7 protein-coding genes are annotated in these 12290 nt (G+C 61.2%); 3 read left to right on the top strand and 4 right to left on the bottom strand.

Features of this window, described 5'->3' with window-relative positions:
- Positions 1–12 precede the first annotated feature (12 nt).
- Positions 13–960, bottom strand: coding sequence for a YihY/virulence factor BrkB family protein (locus C8C89_RS23195; protein WP_133992778.1), 948 nt, complete (start codon positions 958–960; stop codon positions 13–15).
- Positions 961–1030: 70 nt separating this feature from the next.
- Positions 1031–2056 (bottom strand): OmpA family protein, encoded by a 1026-nt coding sequence (locus tag C8C89_RS23190; RefSeq protein ID WP_101480364.1) that lies wholly within the window; start codon positions 2054–2056, stop codon positions 1031–1033.
- A 471-nt stretch (positions 2057–2527) separates the two neighbouring features.
- Between C8C89_RS23190 and C8C89_RS23185 the strand changes: the two genes are divergently transcribed.
- The 3 genes from C8C89_RS23185 (at position 2528) to C8C89_RS23175 (ending at position 11259) form a co-directional block, all read left to right on the top strand.
- Entirely contained in the window at positions 2528–8290 is a 5763-nt protein-coding gene (locus C8C89_RS23185) for an MG2 domain-containing protein (protein ID WP_243858199.1), read from the top strand.
- 11 nt (positions 8291–8301) lie between these two features.
- Complete coding sequence (pbpC, locus tag C8C89_RS23180) at positions 8302–10407, top strand: penicillin-binding protein 1C (protein WP_347876599.1); 2106 nt, start codon at positions 8302–8304, stop codon at positions 10405–10407.
- A 285-nt stretch (positions 10408–10692) separates the two neighbouring features.
- Positions 10693–11259, top strand: a complete 567-nt coding sequence (locus tag C8C89_RS23175; RefSeq protein ID WP_133992776.1) for a hypothetical protein — start codon at positions 10693–10695, stop codon at positions 11257–11259.
- Between the two features lie 18 nt (positions 11260–11277).
- On the opposite strand, the gene C8C89_RS23170 is transcribed toward C8C89_RS23175, so the two are convergent.
- Positions 11278–11511: a hypothetical protein gene (locus C8C89_RS23170; protein WP_133992774.1), complete on the bottom strand. Its 234-nt coding sequence runs from the start codon at positions 11509–11511 to the stop codon at positions 11278–11280.
- A 56-nt stretch (positions 11512–11567) separates the two neighbouring features.
- Entirely contained in the window at positions 11568–12248 is a 681-nt protein-coding gene (locus C8C89_RS23165; RefSeq protein WP_133992772.1) for a hypothetical protein, read from the bottom strand.
- Positions 12249–12290 lie beyond the last annotated feature (42 nt).

The raw sequence follows: 12290 nt of genomic DNA, 5'->3' as shown, positions 1-12290 counted from the left end.
TGGAATGCTGATTTACGACTGGTGGCGTTTCAGTATCTTGACTTGCACATCGCCGTCGTCCGTCTTCGGCATATCCTTCATGCTGCCCAGCTGGAGGGCGAACTGGCGCGTGAATTCGGCGCCCAGGAAGAAGATTTGCGCCGAGTAATACACCCACAGCAGCAGGGCTACCAGCGAACCGGCCGCGCCATAGCTGCTGGCCACGCCGCTATTGCCGATATACACGCCTATGGCATATTTGCCCAAGGAAAACATGAAAGCCGTGCCCACGGCTCCGATCAGCACGTCGCGCCAGGACAGGCGCACGCGCGGCAGCATTTTATAGATGACGGCGAACAGGCTGGCGATGACGGCAAAGCCGATCAGGTTCGACAATATGGTAAACAGCACGGCTGTGTCTTTCCACACGCCTTCCCAGAAGTTGGCGAGGATGGCCATGGCGGCGTTGACTACCAGCGACACCATTAGCAGGAAGGCCAGCACCAGCACCAGGCCGAAGGACAGCAAACGCGTGCGCAGCATGTCCCAGGCACCCGCTTCCTTCAGCGGCGGCACTTGCCAGATTTCATCGAGACTGGCTTTCAGTTCGGCAAACACGCTGGTGGCGCCAAACAGCAGCAGGGCGCTGGCGATCAGGGTGGCGATGCGCCCCTGTTCATGGTTCTTTGCGCCGGCCAGCACCAACTGGATGGCTTCGGCGCCCTGCGTGCCCAGCAAACCTTGCAGTTGCCCCATCAGCTCGCCGCGCGCGGCGGCCGGTCCATAGAAAAAGCCGGCGATGGCAATCACCAGCACGAGGATGGGGGCGATGGAAAACAGGGTGTAGTAGGCGAGGGCCGCGCCCTTGCTTGAAGCGCGGTGTTCCAGCCATTCGGTGACGGAACAGACGAGGACACTGCGCATCTGTTTGCTGAACGGTGCCAGGCCGGCCAGTCTGGGATAGCGGGTAGAAAAATTCATGATGGCTTTCAATGCAAAAAAGGGGCGCGAGCCCCTTTTTTTATTCATAAGTGGCGTACCACTGTTCAGCTTACTGCACGCGGCGTTCGATAGTGATTTGTTCCACTTCAACGCGGCGGTTTGGTTCCAGGCACTTGATCAGGTCGGCACGCTTCTTGTTATTGCAGGTGACGACAGGATTGGTGGAGCCCTTGCCTTCGGCCGTCAGGCGGTTGGCGGCGACACCGTTAGCGACCAGGTATTCCTTGACTGCATCAGCGCGCTGCTGCGACAGTTTCAGATTGTACTTGGGCGAACCGATGCGGTCGGCATAACCACTGATGACGACGTTGTTGACGTCCGGCGCTGCGTTCAGCACGCGGGCGATTTCGTCGAGCTTGGTCTGTGTCGGACCCAGCTTGGCGCTGTCGAACGCGAACAGTTCCGTTGCGGCCATCGTCACTTTTTCAAAGCGCGGTGGCGGTGGTGGCGGTGGCGGCGGCACGACCACGACGACTTCCTCGCGTACTGGCGGCGGTGGCGGTGGTGGTGGCGGTGCAGGTGGTTTGTCGAACGCGAAGTTCAGGCCCAAGGTCACGTAGTAGTTGTTGGACTTGCTGCTTGGATCGAAGGTATTGCCGCGCAGGAAACCGTGCACATTGCGCACGTCGGCCTGGAACGACAGTTGATCGGTGATGGTGGACTGGAAGCCCAGGCCCACGCTCGCGTATGGCGAGCTCTTGCTGCGTTCACCGAAAGCGAAGCTGGTGTCCTTGTCGCGCTGCATGCCGGCACCGACCAGCAGGAAGGGGCGGAAGGCTTTGCGAGAGAACATGTACAGACCGTCTACGCCCAGCGTATTTTGCTGGTAGCGCTGACCGCCATCCTTGGAGCGGGCATACGTGGTGCCCAATTGGATATCCCAGTCCTGGGAAACGGGTTTACCGAAACGCAAGCCTGCGCCATAGCCGGTTTTATCCGTGGCGAAGTCAGAATCTGGCTTGAGTGCGTTGAGGCTAGGTTGAATGTACCAGGAAGGATTGATTTCCTGGGCCTGTGCGCCGAGGGCGGAGCACAGAACTGCGGCGGCAACGGCGATTTTTTTTAGTTTATTCACAAGTAACTCCCAACGTTGATAAGAGATTTTCTCTATTGCATCAATGCGACTACTGCCAGACATGCTATTGCTAGAGATAGACAACAATTCCAGGTGCGCTTTCTTGCGATAAATGCACTGCTGTTGGACTAGAGAATACGATGGCAGGTTCGCAAGTTCCGTGCGTTAGCGCACAAAGCATTGTGGTATATCAATGATGTTGCAGATTCACGACAAAGACTTCAGTGTTGAAAAAAACTAATTTGCCTCGGGAAACTTTTGCAATTACAGGCACTTCCCGGGGGCGCGACCAGCGGCAATCGTACGACTTGTTACCCGCGTGCCACTGTATATTAGCAACAATGATGAGCTTGATAACTAATATTACATTGATGTTGTATTCTTGCCGCGTTCTGTTGCCTTGCCGGGCTTCCTCCGGGCAACTTTTGCGCGCCGCAGCCAGCTCCGCCACTTTTCATCAAGGAGTCACCCGTGCCTGACCTGTCCCGTATCTTTTCTTCCCCGCTTGCTGGCAAAGTGGGCCCGCTGGGTCTGCTGTGCCTGCTGCTGTCACCGGGCATGGCGACGCCGGCCTGGGCCGATAGCGGCGTGTCCCTGTTTTCGCCCAGTGGCACGGTCAAGGCCGTGCGCCAGGTGCGGGCCCAGTTCGCCACGCCGATGGTGCCGTTCGGCGACATGGGTTTGCCCGCGCCGTTCGCCATCGATTGCGGCAAGGCCGAGCCTGCCGTCGTGGCGGGTGCGGGGCGCTGGGCCGACGAGCGCAACTGGAACTATGATTTCGAGCGCGACTTGCCGGCCGGCGTAGCGTGCAGCTTTACCTTGAAAGCGGGGCTGAAGGACCTGGCGGGCAAGCCCTTGCAAGGGACGACGTCCTACCGCTTTTCCACGGGAGGCCCGGCCATCGTCGAGGCTGTACCCTATGACGGCCAGCCGTATATCGATGAAAACCAGATCTTCGTGCTGGGTCTGGACGCCGTGCCAAACGAGGCCAGCGTGGCCGCGAATGCATATTGCCGCGCCGATGGCATCAATGAAAAGATTCCCGTGCGGCGGCTTGTGGGCAAGGAGCTGGAGCAGGTATTGACCCTGCGCAAGAGCTTTCTCGACCGCTACTTGACCGTGTACTTCAAGAAGCGGGGGACGCTGTGGAAAGTGGGTATGCCCGTCGCCAGCAAGGGTGCGCCGCCGTTGCCCGTCACCGTGCTGCAATGCAAGCGCAGCTTCCCCGCCAACGCCAAGGTCTCCCTGGTGTGGGGCGAGGGCATCGCCAGCGCCAGCGGCATCGCCACGGAGAAGGCGCAAACCCTGCAGTTCAAGACGCGTCCCGATTTTACGGCCAAGTTCAGTTGCGAACGCAGCAACCCGAAGGAGCAGTGCATCCCCTTCCTGCCCATGCGCTTGCAGTTTTCCGCGCCCGTGAAAGCGTCGCTGGTGCGCGCCATGACCCTGACAGGGGGCGGCAAGACGTATGCGCCAACGATCTCGAAGGAAGAGGAAAAAGCGGAATTCGTACAAGACGTGACGTTCAACGGGCCATTTCCCGTGCAAGCCAGTTTTGTCCTGAACCTGCCGCCGAAACTCACGGATGACGCGGGCCGTGCCTTGCTCAACCGTGCGCGCTTCCCCATGACGGTGCGCACGGGCGAACAGCCGCCGCTGCTGAAGTTCCCGGCCCCGTTCGGTATCATCGAAGCCAAGGGCGACGGCTTGCTGCCCGTCACGGTGCGCAATATCGAGCCCGTGCTGTCGGGCAAGGAAATCGCCAGGGAATCGGCACCGGCATCGGCCGCCACGGGCGCCACCTTGCGCGTGCCCGACAATGACGACAAATTCATCATCGAGTGGATGCAGCGCCTGGCCGGCAATGGCGACGGGGGAGAATACTGGCAACCGTATGCCCAGTATGCTGGCAACATGAGCAAATCCGTGCTGGCCGGTGCCGCCGGCACGCGCCCCATCAGCCTCCCGCGCCCCGATGGCAAGAAAACCTTTGAAGTGATCGGCATTCCGCTGCAGAAACCAGGCTTTTACGTGGTCGAGCTGGCCAGCCCCATCCTGGGCAAGGTGCTGCTGGGTAAACCGACCACGGCCTACATCCGTACTGCCGCGCTGGTGACCAACCTGGCGGCCCACTTCAAGCACGGTGCGCAATCGTCACTCGTGTGGGTAACGTCGCTGGACAAGGGCGCGCCTGTTGCGAAAGCACAAGTGGCCGTGCGCGACTGCGCCGGCAAGCTGCTGTGGCAAGGCGCCACGGGCGCGGACGGCGTGGCGCACATCCCCGGCGAGCTGGCCAATTCCAGCTGCAAGAACAATGGCCGCTACTTTATCAGTGCGCGCAGCGGCGGCGACATGACGTTCACCCTGTCGGACTGGGTGGGCGGCATCGAAGCCTGGCGCTTCAATTTGCCCACGGACGACACGCGCGCCGACAACACTTTGCTTGCCACGGTATTTGACCGCACCTTGCTGCGCGCCGGCGAAACCGTGCACATGAAGCATTTCATCCGCAAGCACACGGCCGAAGGCATGAGCCTGGTCGACAGGAACAACGGCCCCGGCAGCGCCACTTCCGTCGTCATCACGCACCAGGGCAGCGACCAGAATTACCAGCTGCCCCTGCGCTGGTCGGCCAGCGGCACGGCGGAAAGCGACTGGCTCATTCCCGCCGACGCCAAGCAGGGCGAATACAGCGTGACCATGGCGGGCCGCCCGTCCGGCAGTTTCCGTGTGGAAGCGTTCCGCGTGCCCACCATGAAAGCCGTGCTGCAGGGCCCGAAAGCGCCCGCCGTGCAGGCGAAACAGCTGGCCCTGGATGCGCAAATCACGTATCTGGCCGGCGGCGCCGCCACCAACGCGCCCGTCAAGCTGCGCACGGTGCTGCAGGACAAGAGCGTGACTTTTCCCGATTATCCCGATGTCAGCTTCAGCAATGGCGACGTGAAAGAAGGCCTGGTGAAACAGGGCACGGGCTATGACGACGATGAGGGCGAATGGCAGGACGAAGGCAATGGCGGGCCAGCGGGCCCCGGCGCCACGGCCGCGCGCACGCAAAGCTTGACCCTGGACAAGGCGGGCGGCGCGCGCATCGTCATCGACCAGCTGCCGCAGCTGTCCGCGCCGCGTGACCTGGTGGCGGAAATGGCTTTCCAGGATGCGAATGGCGAGACGGCTTCCGTCGCCACGCGCGTGCCGCTGTGGCCATCGAACTATGTGATCGGCATCAAGCCAGACGCCTGGGCCTTGAGCAAGGATGCCTTCAAGTTCACAGTGGCCGTGCTGGGCACCAATGGCAAGCCCGTGGCAAACGCGGCCGTGGCCGTCGACTTCTTTCAGCGCAACAGCTATTCGCACCGCCGCCGCCTGATCGGTGGTTTCTATGCGTATGAAAACAGCAGCGAAATCGTCAAGCTGGGTTCCGCCTGCACTGGCAAGACGGACAACAAGGGCTTGCTGGTCTGCGACGTGAAGGCACCGGCCAGCGGCAATTTGATTCTGCGCGCCCGCACGCAGGATGCGTCCGGCAACGCGGCAGTCGCCAATCGCGAAACCTGGGTGGCCGGCAGCGGCGACTGGTGGTTCAACGCCAGCGACAATGACCGCATCGACGTTTTGCCTGAAAAGAAACGCTATGAACCGGGCCAGGAAGCGAGCTTGCAAGTGCGCATGCCGTTCCGCTCGGGCACGGCGCTGATCACGGTCGAGCGCGAAGGCATCCTCGACACCTATGTGCGCCAGCTCAATGGCCGGGAACCGGTGGTAAATATCCCGGTCAAACCGAACTACGCGCCAAATGTGTATGTCTCCGTGTTTGTCGTGCGGGGCAGGGTGGATGGCGTGCAGCCGACGGCCCTGGTCGACCTGGGCAAGCCAGCCTACAAGATGGGCATCGCGCCCCTGAACGTGGGGTGGCAGGCGCATGAGCTGAACGTCATGGTGGTGTCCGACAAGGAAGTGTACAAAACGCGCGACAAGGCAGAGGTGTCCGTGCGCGTGCGTCGCGCCGATGGCAAAGCCCTGCCAGCAGGCGCGGAAGTGGCGCTGGCAGCCGTCGATACGGGCTTGCTGGAACTCATGCCCAACGATAGCTGGAAATTGCTCGACACCATGATGGCGCAGCGCAGCCTGCAGGTGGAAACGGCGACGGCGCAGATGCAGGTGATCGGCAAGCGTCACTTCGGCCGCAAGGCCTTCCCGGCCGGCGGTGGCGGCGGCAAGGGCGCCAGCCGCGAACTGTTCGACACCCTGCTGTTCTGGAAAGGTACCGTCAAGCTCGACGCCAAGGGCGAAGCCACGGTGCAAGTACCGCTGAACGACTCGCTGACGGCGTTTCGCATCGTCGCCATCGCCAGCGCGGGCAAGGAATTGTTTGGCACGGGCAGCACGGATATCCGCAGTTCGCAAGACCTGATCCTGATGTCGGGCTTGCCGACCCTCGTGCGCGAAGGCGACCAGTTGCGCGCAGGATTCACCGTGCGCAACACCTCGGCCGCATCCTTGAGCGTGGAACTCAATGCAACGGCGGCCGGCAAGGCGCAGCCGCGCCAGAACTTGACCTTGGCGGCGGGCGAAGCGCGCGAAGTGGGCTGGGATTACCAGGTGCCGCTGGGCGCGCAAACTGTCGTGTGGGAGATTAGCGCGAAAGCGGGCAGCCATACGGATAAACTGAAAATCACGCAAAAGGTAGGCCAGGCCACCCCCGTGCGCACCTACCAGGCCACCTTGCTGCAGTTAGAAAAGCCGGTGAATATGTCGGTGCAGATGCCGGCCGGTGCCTTGCCTGGCCGGGGCGGTATCCAGACCAGCTTTGTCGCCAAGCTGGGCGGCGAGCTGCCCGGAGTGCGCGAGTACATGGCCGCCTACCCCTACACCTGCTTCGAGCAGAACACGTCGAAAGCCATCGCCCTGCAAGACCAGGACGCGTGGAACAAGCTGGCCGCCAGCTTGCCCGCCTACCTGGACAGCGATGGCATGCTGAAATATTTCCCCATCATGGAGCAGGGCAGTGACAGCCTGACGGCGTACGTGCTGTCGGCAAGCAGGGAAGCGGGCTATGCAATTCCCGAGCAGACGAAGAACCGCATGGAAGAAGCCTTGACCGCCTTCGTGCAGGGCCGCATCGTGCGCCGCTCCGCGCTGGCCACGACCGACCTGGCCGTGCGCAAGCTGGCCGCGCTGGAAGCACTCTCGCGTTCCAACAAAGTGCCACCCGATGCCTTGGAGAGCATCAGCATCAGTCCGAACCTGTGGCCCACTTCCGCTGTCATCGACTGGAGCTTGTTGTTGCAACGCACGCCAAGCCTGGCGCGCCGCGATGCGCTGCTGGCCGAGGCGCAGCAGATTTTGCGTTCGCGCCTGAATTTCCAGGGCACGACCATGGGCTTTTCCACCGAGCGCAAGGATAACTGGTGGTGGCTGATGGTCTCCGGCGACGTCAACGCCAACCGATTGCTGTTGGCCGTGATGGACGACCCGGCGTGGAAGGATGACATCGGCCGCCTCGTGCGCGGCAGCATGGGCCGCCAGAAAAAGGGCCGTTGGGATACCACGGTGGCCAACGCCTGGGGTACCCTGGCGATTGCCAAATTCTCGGCCAAGTTCGAGTCCACGCCCGTGACGGGCGCCAGCGCCGTGAAGCTGGGCAGCGATACGCAAGCGCTCGTGTGGAACGGCGCGGCGAAAGTCGGCCCCGTGCTGCAAGCGTGGCCGAAGGGCATGGATACCCTGGGCCTGGCCCACAGCGGCACGGGCAAGCCTTGGGCCACCGTGCAAAGCCTGGCGGCCATCCCGCTCAAGGCGCCCGTGTCGAGCGGTTACACGATCAAGAAGACCATTACGCCCGTGGAACAGAAAACCACTGGCGTATGGTCGCGCGGCGATGTGTACCGCGTGCGCCTGGACTTGTCGGCGCAGGCGGACATGAGCTGGGTGGTGGTCGATGATCCGATTCCCGCCAGCGCCACAGTGCTGGGCAATGGCCTGGGGCGCGATTCGCAGCTGATGACGGCCGGCGAAAAATCCACGGGCTGGGTCTGGCCTACGTTCGAGGAACGGGCCTTCGACGCCTTCCGCGCCTATTACGCCTTCGTGCCGAAGGGTAACTGGAGCGTGGAATACACGGTGCGCCTGAACAATGCGGGCGACTTCAGCCTGCCTGCCACGCGCATCGAAGCCATGTATTCGCCCGAGATGTTTGGCGAGTCGCCGAACGCGAATGTGAAGGTCGGGCAGTGAGAGGTAAGACTGTGAAGCGGTTGATTTTTGTCATGGGCTACGTGCTGGCTGGCCCCGCATTTGCGCAAGCTGTGCTGACGCCGGCCCAGGTGCAGGCCGCCTACCGCAGTTCGGAAGCGCAGCTGCTGGACCGCAGCGGCGCCCCGCTGCAATCCTTGCGCGTTGACATGAAGGTGCGGCGTTTGCCGTGGGTGCCGCTGGCCGAAATCTCCCCCGCCGTGCAGCAGGCCGTGCTGCTGGCGGAAGACCAGCGCTTCATGCGCCATGGCGGCGTGGATGTGTCCGCGCTGGCCACGGCCGCCTGGGACAATCTGTTTTCAAAAAAGCCCCGGGGCGCCTCGACCATCACCATGCAGCTGGCGGGCCAGCTCGACGCGGACTTGCAGGCTCAAGCGGGCGGGCGCAGCCTGCGCCAGAAATGGGACCAGATGCGCGCGGCGCAAGCCATCGAGGATAGCTGGAGCAAGGCCCAGATTTTCGAGGCTTACCTGAATCTCGTCTCGTTCCGCGGCGAGCTGCAAGGCATCGCGTCCGCCTCGTACAGCCTGTTCGGCAAGGCGCCATCGGGCCTGAACCAGACGGATGGCATCATTCTGGCCAGCCTGGTGCGGGCGCCGAATGCGCCGCCGGCCACTGTCACGCGCCGTGCCTGCGCGCTGGCGAAGGAATGGCGCATGGACAGCAGCTGCCAGCTGATCGGCCAGCGCGTGCAGACGGCCTTGCAGCGCACGGCCCTGTACGCCGACCTCGCACCGGCGCCGCAGGTGGCGCAGCAGCTGCTCAAGCAATCGGGCGCCTCCGTGCGTAGCACCCTCGATGGCCCCTTGCAGCGCTTTGCGCAGGAAAATCTGCGCCAGCAGTTGGCGTCCTTGCGCGAGCGCAATGTCAACGATGGCGCCATCATCGTGCTCGACAACCGCAGCGGAGAAGTCCTTGCTTATGTGGGCAATGCGGGCGGCAGCCATGTCGATGGCGTGACGGCTCTGCGCCAGGCCGGTTCCACTTTGAAACCATTCCTGTATGAACTGGCCATCGAGCGCCGGCTGATGACGGCCGCCTCCGTCATGGACGATTCGCCGCTGGACGTCGCCACGGCGTCGGGCATGTATGCGCCGCAAAACTACGACCGCAACTTCAAGGGATACGTCAGCGCCCGCACCAGCCTGGCCAGTTCGCTCAACATTCCCGCCGTGCGCACGGTGCTGCTGACGGGGCAGGACGGCTTCTACAATCGCCTCAAGGAAGTGGGCTTGTCCAGCCTGACGGAACCGGCCGAATATTACGGCCCTTCGCTGGCGCTGGGCTCGTCGGAAGTGACCCTGCTGGAACTGGCCAATGCCTACCGCGCGCTGGCGAATGGCGGGCTGTACAGCACTGCCAGCCTGCAGCCGGGGCAGGCGGGCAAGGATAGGCGCCGCGTGATGGAGCCGGGCGCCGCCTTCATCGTCGGCGATATCCTGGCAGACCGCGCCGCGCGCAGCATGACGTTTGGCTTGCGCAACGAGCTGGGGACGAATTTCTGGAGCGCCGTCAAGACGGGCACCAGCAAGGACATGCGCGACAACTGGTGCATGGGCTACTCGGAACGCTACACGGTGGGCGTGTGGGTGGGCAACTTCGACGGCAAGCCCATGTGGGACGTCTCGGGCGTGACGGGCGCCGCGCCCGTGTGGCGCGACGTCATGGACTACCTGCACAAGAACGTCCCCAGCCATGCACCAAAAGCGCCGCCCGGCGTGCTGCAGCAGATGGTCGCTTACCAGCCCGCGCTGGAAGCGCCGCGCCGCGAATGGTTCATCGCTGGTACTGAAAGCCCCGTCATCGCCGTGCTGGGCGACACAGTGAAGCCAGCCGTCATCGTGTATCCGGCCGAGGACAGCATCCTTGCCATCGACCCCGACATCCCGCCCGCCCTGCAGCGCGTCTTCTTCCAGGCGCAGGGCAGCCACGGCTTGCGCTGGGTGCTCGACGGCAAGGATCTGGGCGCGGCAACTGAGAGCATCAGCTGGCGCCCCGTGCCGGGCAAGCACGCGCTGGCTCTCGTCGATGATGCCGGCAAGACGGTGGCGCGGGTGGCGTTCCAGGTGCGGGGGAATGCGCTGGCGCAGAGGCATTAGTTCTGACGGTATTGCGGCTGCCATTCGCCTGTCCTGCTGTTTGAATCATGCGCGTTGACTCATTGATCAGAAAAGTGTGCTGCTGTGCCTGTCATGGATGCTGTCTCTGTTGGAATAGTGTGTGGAATATCAAAGTGGAAATATCGGCAAAAATGTGTAGATGAAAAGCTCCAAAAAAAGCGGGAAAAAAATAGATACATTTCAATAGGGGGAGTATATTCTCGCTGTCTTCTGCTGCAAGATCGCTAGCGGCTGGTGTATGGCAAGAGAGGATGTGGAACAACCTTGCCCTATTTTTATGTTGAAAATAAATTTCAGAAATATTTTGCGGTAATTAAGATGCGGAACTTCTATTTTCTTGTTATTTTTTTGGGGTTTGGAATAATGCTGCCACCAGGGCATGCTACAGAGAGAGTAGTAGCTACTGAGGAAAGAACTGCCAATGCCAAAGCATTGGATTTTAGCTTTATGAAAGAGCCACCTGATCGGAAGATAAAAAACAGGGTGGATCTTTCTGCAATCAAGACTGCCGAAGATTTGGCTGTGGTGAAAGATGCTATTAATCCTGTGATGGACTTTTTCCAGGTTTATAGCCAGGTTCGAGCAACCCCATCATCATTTTCCGCGCTTGCTTCCAGTGACGGGATTAAGCAGATGCGATTTCCTCCGAAAATAGATCACCTAAATTATTACATATCGAAAAAAATATGGAATTGGGTGGTGCACGATCCCCAGACTATTTTCTTGACCGTGGATTTTCGCGGCATGCCGCCCGACACCGGCGTTCATCGCGATACTTTTGTATTTGTGAAAAGGGATGGCGTATGGTTGTTTGATCGCCATGATCTCTAGCTGCGGCGGGGGACGGCCCTATCGCTGGGCCAGTTTCTTGACTGCCAGGCCAGGCGCCAGCCATAGCAGCAATATCCAGAGCAGAAAAGAAAGGCTACGCTGCAGCGGCACGCAGCACAGGCTGAAAATATTGATCCAGGCCAAAGAAAACGTGCGTGGTACTTGCGCGCAATCTAGCAGCCACAGCGTCGCGCCCATGGCGAGAAACATGACTGGCATGGCAAACCACCATTTGCGTTCGATCGGCGACATGATTTCCTGATAAGAGAAGTATGTGTCCCCGATTCTAACGTAAAAGTTGTCAAAAATTACGGCGCGCTGATGATTTTCGTCAATGCGATACGGTAAGCCGGCTGCACATCGCCATCCTTGTCCAGCTTGTCCGTCATGATCACGCCGTAGCCTTGCGCGTACCACACGTATTCGCCGCTTTTGCCTTTGCTTTTTCCACCGACGTCACGCAGTTCGAACTTGCAGGCGTCGGGGAAGCGGCGCCCGCCCAGTTCCAGGCGTTCCCAGCCCAGGAAGGTGATGGAGAAATCGCGTTTATCCGTGCGCGTGGAGGTGGTGATTTTGTCGGACAGGCCCGCCAGCGGGTAGTGGGTGCTTGTTTGCGTGTCCGTGAACTGTACGCGCACTTCCTGGCCGGGGCGCATATTGGCGGGGATGGCCGACTGCGGCGCGTAAACGTTCTTGCTGCGCACGCTGCCGTCTTCATTGTAATGGACCGTGCCCGTCAGGAATACCTGGCCGTCGCGGATGTCCTGGTAGGACGTGGCCAGCAGGACGCCGCCGTCGAGGATCAGCTGCGTACCCTTGAGTTTCTTGCCCTCGAAGGTTTCCTCGACGTTGACTTGCGCGTCGCCATTGTTCTTGCTGAACTTGATGCCCGTGGTCAGTTCCATGCACTCGCCCACCGTGGGGGCCGCCTGTACACCGGCGGCGGCCAGCACGCCTGCCGCCATCATCGTTTGCCATGCTGCTTTCATTGCCATCCTAGCTATCTTGTAAAGTCGCGATGATAGCGTGCC

Source organism: Janthinobacterium sp. 75 (assembly GCF_004365495.1).
Lineage (GTDB): Bacteria > Pseudomonadota > Gammaproteobacteria > Burkholderiales > Burkholderiaceae_D > Janthinobacterium.
The sequence above is the reverse complement of the archived record's forward strand: the minus strand, read 5'-3'. Positions and strand labels throughout refer to the sequence as shown.

Coding starts and splice junctions, on each gene's coding strand:
- C8C89_RS23165 (WP_133992772.1), bottom strand. CDS start 12,248: ATGAAAGCAGCATGGCAAACGATGATGGCGGCAGGCGTGCTGGCCGCC.
- C8C89_RS23195 (WP_133992778.1), bottom strand. CDS start 960: ATGAATTTTTCTACCCGCTATCCCAGACTGGCCGGCCTGGCACCGTTC.
- C8C89_RS23170 (WP_133992774.1), bottom strand. CDS start 11,511: ATGTCGCCGATCGAACGCAAATGGTGGTTTGCCATGCCAGTCATGTTT.